The following is a 22,418-nucleotide window of genomic DNA, read 5'->3' as shown; positions in this document are numbered from 1 at the left end:
AGTACACGGATTATGGAATGACCGAAAAAGACGAACCCGAAATCAATTGGGACGAGACGCGTCCCCAGATCATTAAGCTCGTGCTCGAACTGGGTCCCTTGGTGGTCTTCTTCATCATGAATGGGCGTGCCGACATTTTCGTCGCCACCGCCTGGTTCATGGCGGCAATGGTCATTTCGCTGGCGCTAAGCTGGCTGATCCTCAAAAAAATCGCAGTGATGCCGCTGGTCACCGGCGCCGTCGTGCTGGTCTTTGGTGGCCTGACGCTCTGGCTGCAGGACGACACATTCATCAAGATCAAGCCCACCATCACCAACACGCTATTCGCCTCGGTACTACTGGGCGGATTGCTGTTCGGGCAGCCCCTGCTGAAATATGTCTTTGGCGATGTCTATAAGCTCAAGCCTGAGGGCTGGTGGAAACTGACCCTCAATTGGGGCCTGTTTTTCGTGGTGCTTGCTATCCTCAACGAAGTGGTCTGGCGCAGTTTTTCGACCGACTTCTGGGTGGCCTTCAAGGTCTGGGGCATCATGCCGCTGACTGTCGTCTTTTCGATGACGCAGCTGCCGCTGCTCAACAAATATGCGCCGCCGGCGGAACCCGTGAAGGCCCCGCCGATCGTTGTCGAAAGCTAGCCGAACAGGCCCAGCACTAGTCCCTGCACCAGCAGGGCCGCCAGGATATAGCCGCTATCGATGATGGTCAGCGACCATGGCTTGCCCTGGTAGCGATGATTGAGGATCATGGAGGTCAGCACGAAGCCCAGCCACATCAGGAAGGCGATCTGCAGCCCATGGCCGATGGTCATGGCCCCTGCCAGCGGCGGCGTCAGCACGGCCAGGAAATAGGCCATGACAAGCTGCACGATGACCGACCACACATAGGGCATGAAGTCCTTGGGATCGATATCCTCTTTGGTCCGGCCCGAGGCCGCCAGCCATTGAGCCGAGAGCACCCCATACCATGCCGCGCCCAGCGCCATGCTGGCCACGGTTGCCAGCACGATGGCCAGCCAATTGACAGCTAGAAAGTCCATTCTTCTTCCCCCTCGAGATTTGGCACCTTGCGGAGCTTAGTCCGCGCTCTCGATTTCCGATAGGGGATAGGAGGTTTGCTGCAAGGCGAACGAGCCGCGGCTCAGGCAGCCGATTCGGCCTGCGCGTCGGCGCTCTTGACGGTGCGGTGGTCATCCTCGACCAACCCGCGCTTCCAATAGCTCGAAATGTAGAGCTGGTCGGGACCCAGCCCGCATTCGCCGCGCAAATATGTCCGCAGATTGCGCATCGCCTCGAACTCAGTAGCCACCCAGGCATAGGTCAGCTCCGCCGGCCAATCGAGCCCGCGCACCGCATCGGCCAACAGCTCCGGCCTGCTGCCCGGGACCGGATTGACCAGCCAGTGCAGGCGCAGATTGGGCGGCACGGCCAGGTCCTGGATATCATCCTCATGCTGGATTTCGAGAAACACGTCGCCACTGGCGCCCGGCCCCAGTGCTTCGATATTGACCGATATTGCCGGCAGCGCTGTCATGTCCCCAGCAATGACATAGTGACCATCCGCCGCCGGTAGTGGCTTGGGTTGGCCCGGCCCGCCTGCTTCCAGGCTCATGCCCGGCTGCGCATCGAGTGCCCAGCGCGTCGCCAGCCCGGCGGCATCCTTGTCACCGTGCAGGGCAAAGTCCACATCGATGCCATCCCGATCCTGATGGCGGATCGTATAGGTGCGCACTGCTACCGCATCGCCCTCGAGCGGAATGCGCAGCTTGAGATAACCGCCAGCAAAGCCTTCGGGAAACTCGGAGGCCTCTGGTCCGCCGAAGCGAACGCGAAACATGTTGGGCGTGACGTGTCCGGTCTCCACTACCTGGAAATTGCGCATCTGCTTGACCATCACCGTCTCCTATCTCGTCGCAGGACGACTTGCCATTTTATAGATGATTAGACAAGTCAACTTATAAGCAGATAACCGGAGCGATTTCCCTGCGGGACGGCCGCCCGCCCTGCGAGCATAGCTCTGCGGGCCTTGTAGCCTAAAATCGCTCCACCGGAGCGATTTCCCCTGCGGGACGGCCGCCCGCCCTGCGAGCATAGCTCTGCGGGCCTTGTAGCCTAAAATCGCTCCACCGGAGCGATTTCCCCTGCGGGACGGCTACAAGCCACCCATTTTGCAGATGAGCTTCCATTCGGCCTCGCTGACCTTGGACACCGACAGGCGCGAGAGCCGCACCAGTTCGATCTCCGCCAGTTCAGGCGTTGCCTTGATTTCCGCCAGGCTCACTGGACGCGGAAACGGCTTGACCGATTGCACATCCACGCATTCCCACACCACTTCACCCTTGGCATTGAGTTCGGCCGTGCTGTCAGGGTGCGCGGGCACCACGATCTTCATGATTCCCACAATGTCCTTGCCGATATTGGAATGATAGAAGAAGGCCTCGTCGCCCACTTTCATCTCGCGCATATTGTTGCGCGCCGCGTAATTGCGCACGCCGTGCCATTCCTCGGCCTCGCCCTTGGCCGTCTTGGCGACCAGATCGTCAAAGGAAAACACATCCGGCTCAGACTTCATCAGCCAATAGGCCATCGCCCTAGAACTCGACGCCGGTGGTGTTTATGGCAATGCGCCAGCGCTTGACCTCATAGCTGGCGAAAACACCAGCCGGCACAAACGGATCGGCCGCCGCCAGCGCTTCGGCCTCGGCCAGATCGCCCGCTTCGAACACCACGATCGAGCCTTCGGGCTGCTCCTCGGCATTGAGCAGCGCCCCGGCAAAGACCAGCTTCTTGCCTAGCGAATTGAGGTGATCCAGATGCGCCGGCCGCGTATCGAGCCGCGTCTGCAACGCGCCGGGCGCGTCCTTGGCGATCATGGCGTAGAGCATTTCAGTTTTCCCTTTTAAGCGGTCGGGACATCAGTCCCGCAACAATGGTGGTAATATCAGCTTTGCCGGCAACTACGGCGTCAACGGCATCGATCAGCGGCGCCTCGATATCAAGGCTTTTCGCCAGGGCTGCAGCGACCGGCGCAGTGGCCACGCCTTCTGCCAGCTTGGCCCCGCCCGCGACAATCTCCTCTGTGGTACGCCCCGCCCCAAGCGCCATGCCGAACTGATAATTTCGCGATTGCACTGAGGTGCAGGTGAGAGTGAGGTCGCCCAGCCCGGCCAATCCGGTCAGCGTATGCGCCGAGCCGCCCATGGCGGTGACCACCCGAGCCATTTCCGCATAGCCCCGCGCAATCAGCGCGGCCCGTGCCGAGGCACCCAGATCGGCGCCATCCACCGCGCCACAGGCCAGCGCGTAGACATTCTTGAGGGCACCGGCAATCTCGACGCCAATCCGGTCATCGGCCGCATAGGGCCGGAAACTGGGCCCGGCCAGTGCAGCCGCCAGCGCCGAGGTATCGCTGGCATCGTCACCTGCCAACGTCACTGCCGTCGGGCGGCCTGCTGCCAGATCGGCAGCAAAGCTGGGACCGGAGAGCACAAAGGGAATGGCTTCAGGTGCCATGTCGATCAGGATTTCGCTCTGCCGCGCCAGCGTGCCGGTTTCGAGCCCCTTGGCCGACAGCACCACCGGCCGTCCGGCCAGGATCTCCGGGTCCAGCCCGGAGAGCAGCGTCCGGGTCGACTGTGCCGGGACCGCCAGGATCACGATATCGGCCGGCTCCAGCCGATCGGTTGCCACCAGGCCCGGCAGCAGGCTCTGGCCCGGCAAAGCCCGCACATTGACGTGATCGCGATTGATCGCCTCTGCCTGCTCGGCCGTCCTGACCACCAGACTGGTGCCTCGCCCGGCCATGACCGCCGCCTGCGCCAGTGCAGTGCCCCAGGCCCCACCCCCGATGACGGCGACGCTTTCAAGCTGCATGGTCACCAACCTTCATGCCTGGCGTATCGAGCGGCCAACGCGGCCGCGCCTCGACCTCGAGCCCGTCGACTGCCCCCAGCGCGAAGCGCTCCGCGCCAGCCCAGGCCACCATGGCACCATTGTCGGTGCACAGCGCAATCGGCGGCACCACCAGGCGCGCTCCCATTTCCCGAGTGACGCGCTCAAGCGCTCTCGCAATGGCCCGATTGGCCGCCACGCCACCGGCCACCACCAATTGCGGCTCTGCCTGAGGCAATTCGGCACTGAACCGCTCCAGCGCCTGTTGGGCGCGCACGGCAATGATCTCGGTGACCGACGCCTGAAAGCCCGCGGCGATATCAGCCACATCCTGCTCGCTCAGAGGCGCCAGGGCCTCGGCCTGCAATCGCACCGCTGTTTTAAGGCCCGAGAAGGAGAAATCGAGGCGCTGCTCGCGCAGCAGGGGGCGCGGAAACTTGAACCGGGCCGGATCGCCGCTGGCCGCGATCTGTTCCACCGCAGGTCCGCCTGGATGCCCGAGACTCAACAGCTTGGCGACCTTGTCGAACGCTTCGCCCAGGGCATCGTCGATCGTGCCGCCCCAGCGCTCATAGTCGCCCACGCCGCGCACCAGAACAAACTGGCTGTGCCCACCGGACACCAAGAGCATCAGATAGGGAAACTGTACCCCGTCGGTCAGCCGCGCCGTCAGAGCATGGCCTTCGAGATGATTGACCGCGATCAGCGGCTTGCCCAGCGAGGCCGCCAGCGCCTTGGCGGTGGTCAGCCCCACCAGAACCCCGCCAATCAGCCCCGGCCCGGCCGTTGCCGCTATGGCGTCGACATCTTTGAGGGCGATGCCCGCCTCCGCGGCTGCCTGCGCGATGATATGGTCGAGCCATTCAACATGCGCGCGCGCCGCCAGCTCGGGCACCACGCCACCAAATGCGGCATGTTCATCAAGCTGGGAGCGCACCACATTGGAACGAATAGTGCCCCGGCCCGATTGATCTCGTACGACTACCGCCGCGGCGGTTTCGTCGCAGCTGGTCTCGATACCCAGAATGATGGCTTGTGCTTGCCCGGTCACGGCGAACTGGTCTACTCCAAATCCGAGCCTATCGCGTACACTAGGACTGCCCGATTATGCAATCGCCCCCCCACTTCGCCCGGATCGGAACGCGCGGCAGCCCATTGGCGCTGGCCCAGGCCAATCTGGTGCGCGATCTGCTTTCAGAGGCCCATGGCGTGGCCAAGGAGCAAATCGAGATCGAGGTGTTTTCGACCGGCGGCGATCGCAGTCAGAAGGACAACACCACGCTGTCCGAGATTGGCGGCAAGGGCGTCTTTACCAAGGAAATCGACGAGGCTCTGCTCGCGGGCCGCATCGATATTGGCGTGCATTCCAGCAAGGACGTTGCAACGGGCTTGCCGGCCAGCATCGAATTGGTCGCCTTCCTGGAGCGCGAGGATGTGCGCGACGCCTTCCTCTCGGTAACGGTAAAAGGCATCGACAATTTGCCCGAAGGGGCGCGTTTCGGCACCTCCTCCATCCGCCGCGCTGCCCAGGCCCTGCGTCTCAGGCCCGATCTCAGGATCGTGCCGTTCCGCGGCAATGTGCACACCCGCCTGCAAAAGCTGCTCGACGGTGTCGCCGACGCCACCCTGTTGGCCATGGCCGGCCTCAACCGGCTGGACGAGGGTCACCGCGCCACCGCCATTCTCGATCCCGAACACTTTATGCCGGCCCCCGCCCAGGGCGCCATAGGCCTTGCCATCCGGAAAGATGATGATCGCCTGCGCGAGCTCATCGCACCACTCGACCACGCACCGACCCACACCGCCATCTCCGCCGAGCGCAGCATGCTTGCCGTACTCGATGGGTCCTGCCGCACCCCGGTTGGTGCCCTGACCTTGAATGAAGACGGGCAGCTCACCCTTAAGGGCGAAATCCTCAGTCTGGACGGCCAGACCAGTTTCCGCGCCGTGGCCGAAGGTGACGATCCGATCGCCCTGGGTGAAATAGTGGGCCGCGACCTGCTCAATCAGGCCGGACCCGATTGGCTGGCGCAATGGGCAGACTGATGCGCATGCTGGTCACACGGCCCGAGCCCGACGCCCAGGGCACATGCGAGCGGTTGGCGGCGCTCGACATCGCCGCCGAGATCGCTCCCCTGATGACGCGCCAGACCCTGCCCGCCCATTTGCCGCCGCCCGAGGGCTTTGCGGCCATTGCGCTGACCAGCTCCAATGCCTTGCGTGCCTTGAACGATCTGGGTGCCACCGCCGGGATCCAGGACAAGCCGGTTTTCGCCGTGGGTGACCGTACGGCCCATGAGGCGCGCCAGCTCGGCTTCAGCCAGGTTAGCGCGGCCGATGGCACGCTGGAGTCGCTCGCTACCACCATCGCCCTGGCCCGGCTGGACGGACCCGTATTCTATCCAGCCGGAAAACACTTAAGCGGCGATCTGGCGCATGCCCTTGCTCCGCATGGGCTCATGGTGGTGACGGTTCCTGTCTATGAAATGGTGGCCGAAACCTCCCTGCCGCCACAGATAGCCGGGCAATTGACCACCGGCAGCTTCGACGCGGTCTTGTTCTATTCGCGCCGCACTGCCGAAATCTTCTGTACGTTGGCTGCCCCGGTCACTGCCGAGGCCGTGCGCCGCCAACTGCCTGTCATCTGCCTTTCGGAAAATGTCGCAACGCCGCTGATCGAGAAGCATTTCAGCCGTGTACTTTTGGCAGATCATCCCAGCGAAGAGGCAATGATGAGCATCGCACTGGCTTTTGCCCGCGAGCAAACTGGGTCATGATCGGAGCGAATGAGAGGATGGGCCATGGCTGATACCACCGGCAAGCATACGCCAGACACCGACCCCAAGGCTGGCGAACCGGCCGCCGCCAAGTCCGGCCCGGTCAAGTCCGGCCCGGTCAAGCCACCTGTGCTGGAAGGCACCGCCAAGTCTGCTGCCGGAAGCAAACCGGCTGATTCGACCAAATCTGCTACGTCCGGGAGCAGCGCCACGTCCGGAAAGCCGGCCAGCGCTACAGCAAGCAAGCCGGCGGCCCCGGCTCCGGTCGGCAGCGGCAACGGCAGCGGCAGCGTTTGGATCGCCGGTCTGGTCGGCGGAGCGCTAGGCCTTGGCGCGGCCTATGGGCTGGCCTGGTATGGTCTCTGGCCGGCGCCGGAACAGTCCGCTCCACCGGCCGATCCGCGGCTGGCACAATTCGCAACCGCCATACCCGAACTCGAAACGGTCGCCAGCACGGTTCAGGACGAGCTTTCGACCCTCACCCGACGGGTCGGCGCGCTCGAAACCAGCCAGGCCGAACAATCGGGCAACACTCTGGACATGAGCGGTCTTGCCAGCGCCGAAGATCTGACCGCACTCTCGACCCGCCTGGACGAGCTGGCGTCGCGCTCGAGCCCGGAATCTGCGTCCCCGGAAAATCTCACGGCCATTGAAGCGGAACTGGCCGCTCTGCGCACCAGTGCCGCCGAGACCAGTGTGCAACTGGCACAGGCGCGAGAGGACATCGCCGCGCTGACTGAGATGACATCCGAAACGGCCGGTGATGGCCTTAACGCCGCTCGCCTGCCGCTGATCTTCTCGTCACTCGAAAGTGCCTTTGACGCTGGGCGTCCCTATGAGACCGAACTGGCCGCGCTCCGCCAGGCGCGACCCGATTATCTCGTGCCTGAAGCTGTGGCCGACGCCGCTGCGAGCGGCCTGCCCCAACCCAATCTCATCGCCAACCGGCTCGACGCAGTGCTGCCCGACATGCTGGCTGGCCGGCCGGCCGACACAGAGGCCAGCTGGCAGGATGCGGGCCTGGACTGGTTCCGCGGCCTGGTCGCCATGCGTCCCACCGGTGCTGTCGAAGGCGACAGCCCGGACGCGATCATCGCCCGTCTCGAGGCGGCAGTGGCAGCCCGCGACTTCTCGGCCGCGCAGGCTGAGTTGAATGCCCTGCCCCGGCCCATGCACGACGCTGCCGGCGGGCTGGTCGAGGACATTGCCCGGCTCGCGGCGGCCGAAGAATTTCTTGCCCAGTTGCGCGAGACGGCCCTGACCGGGGAGACCGGCGCATGATTCGTCTCGCCTCCTGGATCATCGGCAGTCTGGTTGTAGCCGGTATCGCGGCCTGGATTATTGCCCTGCCCGGCACGCTCACGCTGGAGCTGGCGGGCTATCGCATGCAGCCGCGCCTCGGAACGGCCGTGGTCATCTTGCTGGTTGCAGCGGCCCTGATCATCGCAGTCTGGGCCATTGCCCGCCGTCTGATCGGCGCACCCAGGGCCATGGCCAGGCGACGCGCGGCGCGGCGCCGGGAACAGGGCGTGGAAGCTCTCTCTGACGCTGTCATTGCGTTACAGGCCGGCGATCCGGCCCGCGCCCGCATCATGGCGCGCGAGGCGCAGGCGCGCCTGCCCGACAATGGGGCGGCCAAGCTGCTTGAAGCCCGCGCCGATCTAGCTCTGGGCGACATGCCGGCGGCCCGCGAGCATTATCGCGCTCTGATTGCCAGCGAGAAAACCGCCGTCGCCGCCCTCACCGGCCTTTATGATCAGGCGCGCGCACAGAACCGCCCTGACGCCGCATTGACCTTTGCTCGCAAGACCCTGACGCTTTCGCCGGAAACCAATTGGGCCAGCCAGGCGGTATTCGACGATCTGGCCAAGCGCGGCCAATGGGCGGAGGCCGTCGGCATGGTCAATGCCGAGCCCGCCTCGACCCGCGAGGAAAAAGCCCGGAAGCGCCGCCGCCAGGCCGTTATCGAGACCGCGCGCGCCCGGGAAAGCGAAATCAGCCAACCCAACAGCGCGCTCGAGCATGCCCTGACCGCGCTCAAGTTGCTGCCCGATTTCGTGCCGGCTGCACTGATTGCGGCGCGCATCTATTCCAATCGCAACGAAGCCCGCCGTGCCCAAAGCCTGCTGCGCCGGATCTGGCGCGCCACCGGCCATCCCGATGTCGCCGCGCTTTACGCCCATTCCCAGCCAGGTGCCTCGGCGGTGGACAGGCTTAAGCGCATTGGCGAAATCATCGAGATGCCACCACCGCACCGTGCTGCTGGCATGGCCATGGCCCGCGCTGCCATTGATGCCTATGACTGGCCGCGCGCCCGCGAGGCCTTGGCGCCGTTCATTGCGACCGACGTGACGCAGGGTGTGGCCAGCCTGATGGCCGAGATCGAGGAGGGTCAGAACGGCGATCAGGGCAAGGCTCGCGAATGGCTGGCTCGCGCCGTTCGCGCGCCGCGCGATCCGGCCTGGACCGCCGATGGCATTGTCAGCGACGAATGGGAGCCGGTTTCCCCGGTGACCGGGCGGCTTGATGCCTTTGAATGGAAGGTTCCGGTCGCCACCACCGCGCGTCCCCAGGCCACCCCCTCGCCGGCCGCAGGAACGACACCGGCCCTGCTGTCCAATGAGCCATCCTTGCCCCTTGCGCCGGCCGAAAACGCCCAGTAAAAGACCCGCCATCCACCCGGGGCACGCCCCGGCGGAACGCCGCAGTAGCTCAGTTGGTAGAGCACGTCATTCGTAATGATGGGGTCGGGGGTTCGAGTCCCTTCTGCGGCACCACCCCTTCAGATTGCCCGCACTAACTTTGTGCAGCGTCCAGCAACCGCAGGCGATGGGCCATGCGCGCGGTGGGTGCGATGGCCGGCACACGCTCCACGTTCGGCGCGAACAGCGCCGCCCGCTCCTCATGGGTCGACATGAAGAAGGGAAAGCGGGACATCACCTTGTTGTAGATCACCTCGACCCGGGCGCCGAACAGGCAGACCGGGAAGGTCAACTCGCCCCAATGCCCGATCCCGGCCATCTGCTCGAGCCCGAACACCCGCCGGTAAAACGGGCCGTGCTCAGGCCGCACCGATGAAATGCAATGCGTGGTTTGGAAATACTCACAGGCCATCACCGCAACCCTGAGGGTGAGGTATGGCAGGGCGGGAAATTCCAGCGACGCGTCGTGATCAGCGGTAAAACGGCTGGGATCGATATAGGCGCCACCCTCTGCAAGCAGGCCGCCCAGCACATCGGGCCAGATCAGCCGGCTGGGCGAAGTTGGCTCGTCGCCCGTCACTGCGTGCAAGCGGATCGAACTGACCAGGCGATCATCGATATAGACACCGAAACAATGGCAGTTCGGCGCATCGTCGAACTTGTCCCGGGTGATCTGTTGGGAATTGATCGGAATGAAGTCCTCTCGGCGATAGGCTTCGTAGCGCAGCTTGTAGACCGGATCGAACTGCTCTTCGACCGACACGCGGCGATAATGCACGCGATCCAGCAGGTCGATCAGGCTTGTGGCAAATTGCGAGGTTGCGCCCGCTGCCCTATCCATTGCCGCACTCATTTACCGCTACCATTTTCGATGGACGGCCGGAGCTTAACCTTTTGTTAGGGATTTCCGCATGCGGAAAAATCACGAGGGCACGGCCACTTAGCCATCACCGGCGGCAAAAGCATATGGTTATCAAAACGTTAACGAGGTTAACCATGTTTACGATTTGCCGGGGTCAACGGATGGGCCTGCCCGTTGAGACGCCCGATCAGTTCTGCGATGTCCCGTGCGGGCAAGGGCCGGCTGAAGAAATAGCCCTGCACCTGCTGGATGCCGGTATGCATGAGCATGGCCTGAAGCTGCTCCTCGGTCTCAACGCCCTCGGCGACGACCGTAAGATCCAGATCCCGTCCCAGCCGCGCCACATTGGCCAGAAGGCTCAGCGCCCGCGCATCACTGGCAATGTCCTGTACGAAGCTGCGGTCGATCTTAAGCTTGTTGAATGGCAGGCCGCTGAGATAACTCAGCGACGAGTAACCGGTACCGAAGTCGTCCAGGGCGATGGAGACGCCGCGAGACGACAGGCTCTCCAACACGCTCTGGGCCAGCGCGGTTTCCTCGATGACCGCTGTCTCCGTCACTTCCAGCTCCAGTCGCGGCGCCGATAGTCCAGCCTCGGCCAGGGCCTCGTCGACCAGCTTGGGCAGATCCAGCCCGCGGAAGTCGCGCCCCGAGACATTGACGCCAACTCCAACCTCACCGGCCCATTGCCGACATTCGGCTACCGCACTGCGCACCACAAAGGCGGTAATGTCGGAAATGATGCCCATTTCCTCGGCCAGCGGGATGAAGGTCGCCGGCGCGATCGGCCCCAGTTCGGGATGCGTCCAGCGGGCCAACGCCTCGCAGGACACCACCCGATGGCTGGAAATATCGAGCAGGGGCTGGAACACAAGAGACAGCGCGCCCGACGCCACCGCATCGCGCAGATCGGCCTTGAGCCGCTGGCGGTAATGGTAGTCGATATCCATCTGCGCATGGAAAAGCTGGCTTCGCCCCTTGCCCTCACCTTTTGCGGCATAGAGCGCAAGGTCGGCCTTGGTCATCAGCTCATCGAGTTCGCCGCTGCTGTCTGCACTGCACACTATGCCAACACTGAGCTGCACCGACAGATGATGGCCTTCCAGCTCAAACGGTTCGTGAAAGGCATCCAGCACTTTCTCCGCGTCGGCCCGCGCCCCGTCTGTGTCGGAGCCCGAAAGGGCGATGAATTCATCTCCACCCAACCGGGCCAGCGTTGTGCCTGGGGGCAAAACGGCGCGCAGGCGGCTGGCGGTCTGGCGCAGCAGATTGTCGCCCACCACATGGCCGAAGCTGTCATTGACGTGCTTGAACTCGTCGATGTCGAAAATCATCAGGGCGCTGGGCTGACCGGTCCTGGCCCGGCTTGCCAGATCATCAATCGCCAGTTCGCCGAAATGGGTACGATTGGGCAGGTTGGTCAGCGCATCGTGGCGCGCCATGAAGCTGATGCGTTCCTCTGCCTGGACGCGTTCGGTAATGTCCTCGAACAGAAGCACGCTGCGCTTGCCGCGCGAACTGACGGTTACTTCGTAATACTGACCCGGATCGAGCGAGAGCAGCACCTTTCCTGAAGCGCGGCGCGATATCATGCTGCCAAGCTGTTCGACCGCGGTGCGCGGAACACGGTTGCTGGCGCCCAGCGCCGCCAGCACTGTGCCGAACGGCTGATTGGCAAGCTGGCGAATTCCGAGCAGCGCAAAAACGCGGCTGGCCCGCTCATTGGCCACGGTCACCGTGCCGTTCTCATCGAGCATGCAGAGCCCATGCTCGAGCGTGGTGATGGCGATATCCAGCTCGGCCGCCAGGCGCGAGGCCTCGACCCGGCCATGCACGGCCGAAAGCAGGATGGCGCGAATATCGCCGGCCAGCTTCCGGAAGCTTGTGAGCAGGACCAGCAGCAGCACGGCAAGGATGGCGTGATAGACATCGCCATGGATCAAGAGGCCGGCCCCCATCGGCACGATCACGCCCAGCAATTGCAGGGTCACCAGCCGGTCGAGTCCGAAATTCCGGGCACAGATGCCCACCATCACGGCGATGGAGAGGGAAATGCTCGCCAGTTCGGCAAAGGGATCGCTGACCAGCCAAAGCGAGGCCAGGCACCAAAGCCCATGCGCCAGGGCCAGGGTCGCACCTGCCAGCGTTGCCCGGTCTTCCCAGTGCTGCGCGGCCATCACATCGTCATTGTCGATAGCAGCACGCCAGAAGGCCCGCATGTTGAGATAGCGCACAATGCCCAGCACCACGATCGCCAGCGCCACGGCATAAAGCGGCAGGGATTGGGAGCGCCAGGCCGTCAGCGCGGCGGTCAGCCCGCTGGCGAAGGCGCCAGCCAGCATAGCCCCCCGGTCTCCATAGACCGAGCGGACAATGGACACATAGTCCAGGGCCGGCATTGTCTTTCTGGCTGAATTCAGCACGGAAATTTCCCTATTGTCGCGCCATTTGGGGGGGCGAGGCCTTAACAAGCCCTTGCCAGTGCGCCGGTTTGCGGCGGCGATTTGGACTGCAGGCTGAATGGTAGGTTAATATTGATCAGGCTGCGGCGACTCCTGCCGCTGGAGCTATTGTGTGCTCATGTGCGTTGCGCGGGCAAGCATGCCCTATTGGAGGCCATCATGGTTGAAAAACTTTCTCCCCCAGCCCGGGAAGCGGCGCTGGCGTCATTGGGTGACTGGTCCTATGAGCCGGCCCAGGACGCAATTGGGCGGGATTTCAAGTTCAAGGACTTTTCCGAGGCCTTCGCCTTCATGACCAGGGTGGCCCTGCTTGCCGAGAAGGCCGGACACCACCCCGAATGGTCCAATGTCTACAACAAGGTCTCGATCCACCTCTCGACCCATGATGCGGGGGGATTGAGCGAAAAGGACATTGCCCTGGCCAGCCGGATTGACGCACTGCTCGCCTGAACGGCACTGGATTAGTGAAAATTCCGGCCGCTGGGCATGGCGGCATAGGCGCGGCGCCGCGCCAGTTCCTCCTCGCGGATGGCCTGCCGGTCGCGGCTCTGGCTGCCCGGCGGACCCGATTTGCCTTCATCGGCCCGGGCCACGATCTTTTCGCCATAATCCTTGCCATGTGACAGATCGAGCAATTGCGGGGTCAGGTCTTCCATATCCTGGGCAATGACATGAATGACCCCCTGCTCGGACTGCACCTTGCCGCGCACCGCCAGCATGCGGCTTGAGAGCAGCACCTTGCGCAGCCGGTCATCCTCGAACAGCTTGGGCCAGACCACGATATTGGCTACCCCGGTCTCATCTTCGAGCGTCACGAAGATCACGCCACTGGCCGTGCCCGGCCGCTGCCGCACCAGGACCAGCCCGGCCACCTCGACCACGACGTCATTGGCGACATGGACGAGATTGTCCGCCCGGGTGGTGCCGCGGGCCATCAACATGGGCCGCAGAAACTGCACAGGATGCCCTTTGAGCGAGAGCGACAGGGTCGAATAGTCATGGATCACCTCCTCGCCCGGCGCCATCATTGGCAGGCCTGCCGGCTCGTCCTGAGGGGTTTCCAATTGCGGTTCGGCGGCGAAAAGCGGCAGGGTTTCGGCACCATAAGTGCCAATGAGGCCCTTGACCGCCCAAAGGGCCTCGCGCCGGTTGAGCCCCAATGAGGCAAAAGCGTCGGCGCGGGCCAACTTTTCGAGGCTGGCAACGGGCACGCCGGTCCTGAGCCAGAGATCCCGGATGGATCGATAGCCATCCTGGCGCCTGGCGACGATGCGCTCGGCATCCTTTTGCGCCAGGCCATCGACCTGCCGGAGACCCAGGCGAAGGGCTTTTTGTGTCCAGATAACGTCTTTCATTTCCGCATGCCGAGGCCGGATATGCGCCTTGGCGTCCCATGCGCCATCTTCAAGCGTGCTGTCATAGTTTGAGCAATTGATGTCGGGAGGACGGATATCGACGCCATGCTCGGCCGCATCGCGCACCAACTGGCTGGGTGCGTAAAACCCCATGGGCTGGGAATTGAGCAGGGCGCAGGCAAAGACATCGGGATAGTGACACTTGAGCCAGCACGAGGCGTAGACGAGCAAGGCAAAGCTGGCCGCATGGCTTTCGGGAAAGCCATATTCGGCAAAACCCTGGATCTGGGCAAAGCTCTGCTTGGCAAAGGCTTCGGTATAGCCATTTGCCATCATGCCGGAGATAAACTCGTCCCCGAACTGGGCGATCTTGCCCGTTCGTCGCCAGGCCGCCATGGCCCGGCGCAACTGGTCGGCTTTGCCAGGAGAAAAGCCGGCACCGACAATGGCGATCTGCATGGCCTGTTCCTGGAACAGCGGCACGCCCAGCGTGCGATGCAGCACCGCTTCAAGCGCCTTGCTGGGATACTCGACCTTGTCGATTCCCTGGCGCCGTCTCAAATAGGGATGAACCATATTGCCCTGGATCGGCCCGGGCCGGACAATCGCCACCTCGATCACCAGATCGTAGAAGACCCTGGGCTTGAGGCGCGGCAGCATGGACATCTGCGCCCGGCTCTCGATCTGGAAGACCCCAATCGTGTCAGCGCGGTTGGTCATGTCATAGACAGGTGCGGCCCGCTCCGGATAGAAAAATTCCTCGCTCTGCAGCTCAGCCAGCTCCACCTTATGTCCGTAATGGGTTTCCATCAGGTCGAAGGCGCGCCTCAGGCAGGTCAGCATGCCCAGCGCCAGGATATCGACCTTCAAGATCTTGAGCGCATCGATGTCGTCCTTGTTCCATTCGATGATGGTGCGGCTGTCCATGGCTGATTTGCTGATCGGCACGAGACTTTCGAGGCTATCGCGGGTGATGACAAAGCCCCCCACATGCTGGGAAAGATGGCGTGGAAACCCGCGCAGCACCTTCACCACTTCGAACATTTGCGCCAGGACCGGATCATCGGGATTGAGCCCTAGGCCGGCAACGCTCTTAAGATCGACCCCCGATCCCCAGCCCCAATGGAGCTGGTTGAAGGCGTTGATCATGTCGTCGGACACACCGAAAACCTTGGCCGTCTCACGAATGGCGCTTTTGGAGCGATAGGTGATGACATTGGCGGTGAGGCCCGTGCGCCGCCCGCCATACTTTTGGTAGACATATTGCATCACCTCCTCGCGCCGCTCGTGCTCGAAATCGACATCGATATCGGGCGGTTCGTCACGCTCGGTGGAGATGAAGCGGCCAAAGACCAGATTGGCCTTGCGCGGATCGACCTCGGTAATCTCGAGGCAGTAACAGACCGTGGAATTGGCCGCCGACCCACGTCCCTGGCAAAGGATGCCCTTTTCGTAGCGGGCAAATTGCACAATGTCATAGACGGTCAGGAAATAGGCGGCATAGCGCTTTTCATCGATGAGCCGGAGTTCGGTCTCGATCTGTTCTCGCGTGCCGGGCGGCAGGCCTTCTGGGAAACGCTTTTCGGCCCCCGCCCAGGTCAGACGTTCCAGTGTCTGCTGGGCGGTTTCATCATTGCCCACGACCTCCTCGGGATAATTATATTCGAGCTGGCTGAGGGTAAAACCGATTTGCCCCGCCAACCGGCAGGTCTCGGCGATCGCCTCGGGATGCTCGGCAAACAGCCGCGCCATTTCCTTGGGACTCTTGAGATGCCGTTCGGCATTGGCAGAGAGCAGGAACCCGGCCTCTTCCAGCGTTTTATGCTCGCGAATGCAGGCCACCACATCGGCCACGATCCGGCGGTCGGGCTCGTGATATAGCACGTCATTGCTGGCGATCATGCGAGCGCCATGGCGCCGGACCAGTGCATCGACGCGATTGAGGCGCGCGCGGTCCTCGCCATCGAAACGCGGCACGCCCGCCACCCAGACCCGGCCCGGGGCCACCCCGGTCAACCGCGCCAGCACGGCCGCGTTCAATGCCCAATCGCCTTCATCGGGCATGAGGATGAAAAGCTGGCCTTGCGAGAAATCCTCGGCAGGCCGCATTTCATCCCGGTCATCCGGCACGCCCGCACCCAAAAGGTCCGAGAAGACCAGCCTGGGCTTGCCTTTTTCGCCGCGCTGATTGCCCAGGGTCAGCAGCTTGCACAGACGCCCATAAGCAGCCCGATCGCCGGGATAGGCGATGATATCGGGCGTGCCATCGGCAAAGCACAGCCGCACCCCCACCAGATAGCGGAAATCGGGTGATCGCTCCTCAAAATCCCGGGCCGCCACATAGCCCCGCACGGCACCGGCAAAACTGTTCCGGTCGCAAAAGCCAAAGGCGCTCATGCCCATATGCATGGCCGCCGCAACCAGCTCCTCGGGATGAGACGCGCCACGCAGAAAGGAGAAATTGCTGGTCGCGATCAACTCGGCATAAGCGGGCACCGGAGCGGATTTGCGCCCCGCCCCCCGATTGCTGCGCGGCAGGGTGATGACCGCGCTCATTGGAACAATCCATGCAAATACCAGACCGGCAGTTCTGGCCCGCCATAGAGCCCCAGGCGGAACAGCCAGAAGCGCCGTCCCGTCTCATCCTCCACCCGGTAATAATCGCGCGTCTGCCCATCCGCATCATGCAGCGGCAGGGCGGGAACATGCGGTGGCGGCGCCGGCTTTTCGCCAGGCGCCGGCGGACGGGGGACGGGCGGCGGCACCAATTGCAGTCTTTCGCCGCGGCGCCACCATTCCGCACCCAGCCGTTCCGGACCGGCAGCGCGCACCAGCCTGTAGCGCTGGCCGCGCCATATCATGGCCGCAGGCAGGCCATCGGGCACTTCGGCACTGATCAGGACCCGCTCCGGTTCCGGCAACAACCGCAAGGGACGGGTGAGTTGGGGCAGTTCCGGGCCGTCCGTCTCGCCCGCCGCCTGTACCGGAACCAGCCGCGCCGCCCGTTCCGGCAGATGGCTTTCGAGCAATTGCATGCGCAGGACAGCCATCGTGCCCAGCCGGCTCGACATCCGATCATTGAGCTGATCGATATCGGCCGTGCCGTTTTCCTCGGTGAAGGCCCCGGCCTGGACGGCAAGCAGAGCATCAAGCGAACTGGCGGCTAGACGGATCATGTCGATGCCGAAACCGGCGTCATAGTCCCCGGCCAGTCGTTCGGCACGATGGCTGAACAGGGCCGCAATATGCCCCGGGTCTCGCGTCACCCGGCCCGAGTTGACCGAAAAGGTCATGACCCTGTGGTCGACACGGTAGAGAAAAAGATGAAAGCTCTGGGCGCCCAGACCCGCCGCATCGAGGCGCTGGCAGAGCACAACAGCCAATTCTGCGGCTGTGGCCAGCACATCCTCCATCCGGCTGATCGGATCGGCAAAGCGCCGCTCTGTATAATGTTCGGCCGGCGGCAGGCGTGGGCTCATGCGCTCGGAGACATGCCCATAGGCCTGGTCGATCCGGTTGAGCAGGGAGGCGCCAAACCGCGCCTGCAGGGGCTGGCGCGGCCGGCCACGCACATCCCCGATCCGGTAGAGACCCATCTGATCGAGCGTGGCGAGTTGCTTTTCCGTCAGGCGCAGGGCGGCGACCGGCAGGTCATCGAGCCTGTCGGCCAGGGCAAGACCATCCACCACCTGGTTTGGCGCGAAATGCGCGAAACCCCAGGCCGCCCCGATCGTGGGGGCTATGGCGCCCGAAACGCTGTAGCCAAGGGCCCGCAACCGCGTGAGCAGGCGGCCCAGCATGGCCTTTTCGCCGCCGAACAGATGATCGACCCCGGTAATGTCGAGCACCAGATCCCCAAAGGGAGCGGCATCGCGCATCACCGCTACCAAGGGGCTGGCATTGGAATGCCAGTCGGCGAAATCGGCAAAGCCGGTTTCGAGCAGGCCCGGGGTCATTTCCATCACGGTCAGGCCCGGCACCAGGGCGCGCGCATCGGCTAGGTTCTGGCCGCGCTTTATGCCCTCTGCGCCTGCCTCCCGGTCCAGCGCGCTGATCCGCAGCCCGCCCTTGATCCGCTCGTAAAGCGCCAGGGGTGCTGAGAGGGCCGGGTCACGCCGTTTGAGATAATCCGTCGGCCAATAGGGCAGGAACAGGACGAGGAAGCGCCGATCCAGCAAACGGCCGGACATCGGGTCGAGAAGGGATGTGTGAGAGGCCATTTTCTGTCCATTCCAGCATCCATTGCGCATGCTGCTTGCCAATGGAGCCGCGTTCGAGCCGGACCTGCCAGCGCGCATTGCCCGGCGCACGGTCATCATAGGATTTGTCAGTGCTGACCCCGGGCATCAGGTGCCAGCGCAGATGGGCGGCACTGGCTTGCCGCTCGGTGCCATAGCGCAGAAAGAACATCGAGCTGCCCGCCTCGGCGGCACGCAGGCCCAACCGGCGACTGGCCGTGAAGTCGAGCGCTTTGTGCGGCCGGCAGATATCGGCAATCACGGCTGCCACGGCCCTGCAGGCAAGAGCTTCCTCGGCCGCCCAGAGCAGTTCGCTCATATTGGCCGGCCGGATCAGCACCAGCGCGGCCGGGTCGAACCCGAAGCTCACGAGCCCCGGACCATAGGGCAGACCCAGATTTTGCGTTTCCCCTGCCAGCTGCAGATAAAGCACGGCCATGCGCCTTGGCGTTAACAGCGCCTTTGCCTGCGCCAGGGCAAAACCCAACGCCGCACCGGCATTGCGCGACTGATCGGTATAGACTTCCTGCAGCAACCCGCCCGGCAGCTCCGGAAAGCCGTCATGGTCCGATGCCACTCGTTGCCGGGCTTCGGCCAGCGCCGGCTTGCGCTCGATATCGGCAATGGTGTCCCGCAGCGCGGCAAGGCGCTGTTGGCGGTCCTGGGTTTGCATGATGCTATGAGCTATGTGAACAAAACAGGAACATTTAGACTCCGAATCTTTCAAGAGTCGAGTCCCTTTTGCGCCTGCCGGGTGTGGCGAGACTGCATCAACCCGGTCAAGACCGCGTGAGAGCGGCACGAAGCCCATTGAGCCCGCCCCGCATCTGGCTAAGTCTTCCCCTGTCCGCCTCCCGGCGCGCAGCAACCCGCATTGTCCATCGACCCCGAGGAAGGCTGACCGCCATGTTCGAGGCCCTGACCCGTCTGTTTGGAAAACCCGAGGCTCCCCCCGACCTGCACGACCCCAAGCTGGCCGTGGCGGCCCTTTTGGTGCATCTGGCCGCAGTCGATGGCTCCATTCAAAACGAGGAGCGCTCCGCCATTCGCGGCGCCCTGATGGATCATTATGATCTTGATGAAAACGCCGTGGACAAGCTGGTGCGCGAAGCCCAGAAGCGCGATGCCGAGGCAGTGGACTTCTACAAATTCACCAGTGGCCTGATCCAGCTCGACATGGATGATCGCATAGAGATCATCCGCATGATGTGGACCGTGGTCTTTGCCGACCGCAAGAACCACGAACTGGAAGACAATATGGTCTGGCGCATTGCCGAACTGATCGGCGTCTCCAGCCGCGACCGCACCATTCTGCGCAACCAGATCCGCGGCAGCGCCGCCGAGGCCACCGAAGAGGGTTAGTAGGCCTCGAACGCCCCGATGATCTCGACCTCATCGGTCATGCAATCAAAATCCCCGGCCCTGTCGGCCGCTTCCCGCGCCAGCTCATTGGCATTGGCGTTGGCCCGCGCATCGACATAGGCGATGTGGCAGCTATTGCCCTCTGCGATCTGGCTGACCACCAGAACCTGCCCATAATTCTCGCCGGTTTCGGGATGGGCGGTGTGGTAGCGCACGATGGTGGCAATGGGAAACCAGCGCCCCAGCGCATTGGATAGCCGCCATTCCAGCTTTTCTCCCAGCACATTGAATGGCGGCAGGGTCTGGAACCCGACGTCGTTCTCATCGGCATCAAAACCATAGCTGAGCGAGAACCTGAGGTCCCCTTCCTGCACCATCAGGGGAAAGCCCTTATAGCCCGGACAGGCCCATGAGGCGCCGAAATCATCGGCTTCCAGGATCAGGCAGTCATCCAGGTTGAGATCGGTATAGGCGCTGGTGAAGCCGGACTGGGCCAGGGCCGGCGACACGGTCAGCGCCGCCAGCAAGGCGGACACGACAAAATTGCGGATGACAGGTAGGGCCATTGCGCTAATCTCCTGATTGAAAACATCTAGGCATGATCGAAATCAAATCGCCGCCATGATGACCGTGCTACAGTCACAGGACAAGGAGACGGCATCATGTACAAGAACCTGCTGATTGCAACCGACGGATCCGACCTTGGCAACAAGGCCCTCGACGCAGCCCTCGCTCTCGCCCGGCAGAACCACGCGACCCTGACCATTGTGACCGCCACCGATCCGGTCGCCACCGGCATCGGTGCGGGCGGCTTCGGCACCATCGATGCCGGCCCCATCGTCGCGCGGCTCGAGGAAGCCTATGCCACCGAGGCAGCCAATCTGCTGGCAGATGCCCGTCACCGCGCGCAGGACGCGGGAATTACCGCCGAAACCCTGCACCTGCCGCGCCACCGCCCCGCCGATGGCATTCTCGAAACCGCGGCGGCAAAGAACTGCGATCTCATCGTCATGGGCTCGCATGGCCGGCGCGGACTCAACCGCCTATTGCTGGGCAGCCAGGCCGCCGAGGTGCTGGCGCGCGCCGCCATTCCGGTGCTGATCGTGAAATAAACCACGCCGGGCGCCGCAGGGCGCCTCCTCCGATTTGAGCCTTGCCTTTGGCGGCCATTGTGGGCAGAACCTGCCCGCAACACCCTCCCCTCTCTCGCAAGTGTAGACAGCAATGAATATTGACGCGATCCCCACCGGCAAGAACCCGCCCGACGAGCTCAACGTCATCATCGAAGTGCCGCTGGGCGGCGAGCCGATCAAGTATGAGATCGACAAGGATTCGGGCGCGCTGTTCGTCGACCGTTTCCTCTATACGCCGATGCGCTATCCGGGCAATTACGGCTTCGTGCCCCACACCCTGTGCGGCGACGGCGACCCGCTCGACGTCATCGTCATGAACTCCCGCCCGCTGGTGCCCGGCGCCGTGGTGCGCAGCCGGCCGGTCGGCGTGCTGTTCATGGAGGACGATGGCGGCCAGGACGAGAAGATCATCGCCGTGCCGGTGTCCAAGCTCACCCGCATGTATGATGCCATCCAGGATATCGGCGACATGCCCGAAATCCAGCTCGAGCGCGTCAAGCACTTCTTCACCCACTACAAGGATCTCGAGCCCAACAAATGGGCCCGCATCGACCGCATCGGCGGTCTGGACGAGGCCCGCCGGGTGATCCTCGAAAGTATCGAACTGGCCAAAAAGAGCTGATCGAAGACCTCTTCAAAAGGCGGCCTCCGGGTCGCCTTTTTCACGAGCGATCGATCTGTTTGCGCAGCGCCGTGACCTCCTCGCGCAGGGCCCGGATTTCCGAGAGCATCAGCGCAGAATCTTCATGCAGCGTTTGCCGATCCGCCGTGGCAGTAGCCTCGGTTTCCTCCTGCATGGCTGAGACGATCACGCCGATGAACAGGTTCAGCACCGCATAGGTCGAGAGCAGGATGAAGGGCACGAAGAACATCCAGGCATAAGGATAGGCCTCCATCACCGGCCGCACGATGCCCATGGACCAGCTCTCCAGCGTCATCACCTGGAACAGTGTATAAAGCGAAGCACCCAAGTGCCCGAACCAGTCGGGGAAGGCGTCGCCAAAAAGATTGGTCGCCATCACGGCGGCCACATAGAACAGCATGGCCATCAGGACGACGATGGAACTCATGCCCGGCAGCGCCGCGATCAGCCCGCCGACCACGCGCCGCAGCGCCGGCATCACCGAAATCAGCCGCAGGACGCGCAATATACGTAGGGCGCGCAACACCTGGAACGGCCCGGCAGCGGGGACCAGCGCAATGGCCACCACGGCAAAATCGAACAGGCTCCAGGGATCGCGGAAAAAACGCGGTCCAAAGGCAAAGATACGCAGGGTGATCTCGACAACGAAGATCCCCAGGATCACCGCATCGAGCGCCTGCAGCACCGGTCCATAAGCCGCCATGATCCCCGGCTCCGTCTCGAGCCCGAGAATGATCGAATTGATCACGATGACGGCGATGATCGCTTGCTCCCAGCGGCGGGACGACAGAAGCGCGACAAGCCTTTGACGCATGACGGGTGAACCTCCGAAATCTTCGCTCAGGCAGAATCCAGCGCGCCGGATTCGTCAAGGGGCTGCAGTCGAACCACGCCCACCCGACCCGGCCCCGGCCAGCACGACACCCCGGTCGACCCTCAGGCCACCGGCTTTGCGTTGCATGGACGTATCCCGAGGCGCGTGCGTCTCAGTAAAACT

22 protein-coding genes and 1 tRNA gene are annotated in these 22,418 nt (G+C 63.3%); 10 read left to right on the top strand and 13 right to left on the bottom strand.

The genetic code is table 11. The features are described from left to right. Positions 1 to 17 precede the first annotated feature (17 nt). Positions 18 to 635, top strand: coding sequence for a septation protein A (locus ACE4RL_RS04040; RefSeq protein ID WP_375599245.1), 618 nt, complete (start codon positions 18 to 20; stop codon positions 633 to 635). On the opposite strand, the gene ACE4RL_RS04035 is transcribed toward ACE4RL_RS04040, so the two are convergent. The 6 genes from ACE4RL_RS04035 to tsaD form a co-directional block, all read right to left on the bottom strand. Further along, a complete protein-coding gene (locus tag ACE4RL_RS04035) occupies positions 632 to 1,036 on the bottom strand; it encodes a DUF1761 domain-containing protein (RefSeq protein ID WP_375599244.1) in 405 nt (134 codons plus the stop codon). The genes ACE4RL_RS04040 and ACE4RL_RS04035 overlap by 4 nt on opposite strands. 101 nt (positions 1,037 to 1,137) lie before the next feature. Next, positions 1,138 to 1,890, bottom strand: a complete 753-nt coding sequence (locus tag ACE4RL_RS04030) for a siderophore-interacting protein (protein WP_375599243.1) — start codon at positions 1,888 to 1,890, stop codon at positions 1,138 to 1,140. A gap of 258 nt (positions 1,891 to 2,148) precedes the next feature. Further along, positions 2,149 to 2,583: an EVE domain-containing protein gene (locus tag ACE4RL_RS04025; RefSeq protein ID WP_375599242.1), complete on the bottom strand. Its 435-nt coding sequence runs from the start codon at positions 2,581 to 2,583 to the stop codon at positions 2,149 to 2,151. A gap of 4 nt (positions 2,584 to 2,587) precedes the next feature. Continuing rightward, positions 2,588 to 2,881 carry a YciI family protein gene (locus tag ACE4RL_RS04020; RefSeq protein ID WP_375599241.1) on the bottom strand — a complete coding sequence of 98 codons (294 nt, stop codon included), beginning with the start codon at positions 2,879 to 2,881 and terminating at the stop codon, positions 2,588 to 2,590. Between the two features lies 1 nt (position 2,882). Further along, on the bottom strand, positions 2,883 to 3,869 hold the full coding sequence (locus tag ACE4RL_RS04015; RefSeq protein ID WP_375599240.1) for an NAD(P)H-dependent glycerol-3-phosphate dehydrogenase: 987 nt from the start codon (positions 3,867 to 3,869) through the stop codon (positions 2,883 to 2,885). Beyond that, positions 3,859 to 4,938 (bottom strand): tRNA (adenosine(37)-N6)-threonylcarbamoyltransferase complex transferase subunit TsaD, encoded by a 1,080-nt coding sequence (gene tsaD / locus ACE4RL_RS04010; RefSeq protein WP_375599239.1) that lies wholly within the window; start codon positions 4,936 to 4,938, stop codon positions 3,859 to 3,861. The genes ACE4RL_RS04015 and tsaD overlap by 11 nt, the downstream gene beginning before the upstream one ends. Positions 4,939 to 4,994: 56 nt before the next feature. On the opposite strand from tsaD, the gene hemC reads away from it, so the two are divergent. The 5 genes from hemC (at position 4,995) to ACE4RL_RS03985 (ending at position 9,441) form a co-directional block, all read left to right on the top strand. Continuing rightward, positions 4,995 to 5,933 (top strand): hydroxymethylbilane synthase, encoded by a 939-nt coding sequence (hemC, locus tag ACE4RL_RS04005; RefSeq protein ID WP_375599238.1) that lies wholly within the window; start codon positions 4,995 to 4,997, stop codon positions 5,931 to 5,933. Further along, positions 5,921 to 6,664, top strand: a complete 744-nt coding sequence (locus ACE4RL_RS04000) for a uroporphyrinogen-III synthase (protein ID WP_375599237.1) — start codon at positions 5,921 to 5,923, stop codon at positions 6,662 to 6,664. The genes hemC and ACE4RL_RS04000 overlap by 13 nt, the downstream gene beginning before the upstream one ends. 24 nt (positions 6,665 to 6,688) lie before the next feature. After that, positions 6,689 to 7,945, top strand: coding sequence for a COG4223 family protein (locus ACE4RL_RS03995; protein WP_375599236.1), 1,257 nt, complete (start codon positions 6,689 to 6,691; stop codon positions 7,943 to 7,945). Next, positions 7,942 to 9,327 (top strand): heme biosynthesis protein HemY, encoded by a 1,386-nt coding sequence (locus tag ACE4RL_RS03990; protein WP_375599235.1) that lies wholly within the window; start codon positions 7,942 to 7,944, stop codon positions 9,325 to 9,327. Before ACE4RL_RS03995 ends, ACE4RL_RS03990 begins: the two co-directional genes overlap by 4 nt. 38 nt (positions 9,328 to 9,365) lie before the next feature. Further along, positions 9,366 to 9,441: transfer RNA gene (locus ACE4RL_RS03985), tRNA-Thr, on the top strand. A 19-nt stretch (positions 9,442 to 9,460) separates the two neighbouring features. Here ACE4RL_RS03985 and ACE4RL_RS03980 read toward each other — a convergent pair. Next, positions 9,461 to 10,207, bottom strand: a complete 747-nt coding sequence (locus ACE4RL_RS03980; RefSeq protein ID WP_375599234.1) for a hypothetical protein — start codon at positions 10,205 to 10,207, stop codon at positions 9,461 to 9,463. A 149-nt stretch (positions 10,208 to 10,356) separates the two neighbouring features. Continuing rightward, positions 10,357 to 12,651: a putative bifunctional diguanylate cyclase/phosphodiesterase gene (locus tag ACE4RL_RS03975; RefSeq protein WP_375599233.1), complete on the bottom strand. Its 2,295-nt coding sequence runs from the start codon at positions 12,649 to 12,651 to the stop codon at positions 10,357 to 10,359. Between the two features lie 198 nt (positions 12,652 to 12,849). On the opposite strand from ACE4RL_RS03975, the gene ACE4RL_RS03970 reads away from it, so the two are divergent. Further along, positions 12,850 to 13,140 (top strand): 4a-hydroxytetrahydrobiopterin dehydratase, encoded by a 291-nt coding sequence (locus ACE4RL_RS03970; RefSeq protein ID WP_375599232.1) that lies wholly within the window; start codon positions 12,850 to 12,852, stop codon positions 13,138 to 13,140. A gap of 11 nt (positions 13,141 to 13,151) precedes the next feature. On the opposite strand, the gene ACE4RL_RS03965 is transcribed toward ACE4RL_RS03970, so the two are convergent. Genes ACE4RL_RS03965 through ACE4RL_RS03955 form a run of 3 tightly spaced genes read right to left on the bottom strand, consistent with a single transcriptional unit; the run spans position 13,152 to position 18,956 of the window. Then, positions 13,152 to 16,601, bottom strand: a complete 3,450-nt coding sequence (locus tag ACE4RL_RS03965; protein WP_375599231.1) for an error-prone DNA polymerase — start codon at positions 16,599 to 16,601, stop codon at positions 13,152 to 13,154. Further along, on the bottom strand, positions 16,598 to 18,265 hold the full coding sequence (locus tag ACE4RL_RS03960) for a DNA polymerase Y family protein (protein WP_375599230.1): 1,668 nt from the start codon (positions 18,263 to 18,265) through the stop codon (positions 16,598 to 16,600). Before ACE4RL_RS03960 ends, ACE4RL_RS03965 begins: the two co-directional genes overlap by 4 nt. Beyond that, entirely contained in the window at positions 18,156 to 18,956 is an 801-nt protein-coding gene (locus ACE4RL_RS03955; RefSeq protein WP_375599229.1) for an ImuA family protein, read from the bottom strand. The genes ACE4RL_RS03960 and ACE4RL_RS03955 overlap by 110 nt, the downstream gene beginning before the upstream one ends. A 233-nt stretch (positions 18,957 to 19,189) precedes the next feature. Here ACE4RL_RS03955 and ACE4RL_RS03950 point away from each other — a divergent pair, with 233 nt between their 5' ends. Further along, the gene (locus ACE4RL_RS03950; protein WP_375599228.1) at positions 19,190 to 19,645 is read left to right on the top strand and encodes a TerB family tellurite resistance protein; all 456 of its coding nucleotides are present in this window, start codon (positions 19,190 to 19,192) and stop codon (positions 19,643 to 19,645) included. On the opposite strand, the gene ACE4RL_RS03945 is transcribed toward ACE4RL_RS03950, so the two are convergent. Further along, positions 19,642 to 20,211 carry a hypothetical protein gene (locus tag ACE4RL_RS03945; protein WP_375599227.1) on the bottom strand — a complete coding sequence of 190 codons (570 nt, stop codon included), beginning with the start codon at positions 20,209 to 20,211 and terminating at the stop codon, positions 19,642 to 19,644. The two genes, ACE4RL_RS03950 and ACE4RL_RS03945, sit on opposite strands and share 4 nt — an antisense overlap. A 96-nt stretch (positions 20,212 to 20,307) precedes the next feature. Here ACE4RL_RS03945 and ACE4RL_RS03940 point away from each other — a divergent pair, with 96 nt between their 5' ends. Then, on the top strand, positions 20,308 to 20,757 hold the full coding sequence (locus ACE4RL_RS03940; RefSeq protein ID WP_375599226.1) for a universal stress protein: 450 nt from the start codon (positions 20,308 to 20,310) through the stop codon (positions 20,755 to 20,757). 112 nt (positions 20,758 to 20,869) lie between these two features. Continuing rightward, positions 20,870 to 21,400 (top strand): inorganic diphosphatase, encoded by a 531-nt coding sequence (ppa, locus tag ACE4RL_RS03935; RefSeq protein ID WP_375599225.1) that lies wholly within the window; start codon positions 20,870 to 20,872, stop codon positions 21,398 to 21,400. Positions 21,401 to 21,440: 40 nt separating this feature from the next. Here ppa and ACE4RL_RS03930 read toward each other — a convergent pair whose 3' ends face one another. Then, positions 21,441 to 22,235: an ion transporter gene (locus ACE4RL_RS03930; protein WP_375599224.1), complete on the bottom strand. Its 795-nt coding sequence runs from the start codon at positions 22,233 to 22,235 to the stop codon at positions 21,441 to 21,443. Between the last annotated feature and the right edge of the window lie 183 nt (positions 22,236 to 22,418).

The organism is Devosia polycyclovorans (assembly GCF_042181575.1).
GTDB lineage: Bacteria > Pseudomonadota > Alphaproteobacteria > Rhizobiales > Devosiaceae > Devosia > Devosia polycyclovorans.
Note: the sequence above shows the minus strand (reverse complement) of the source record. Positions and strands in the feature narration are given on the sequence as shown.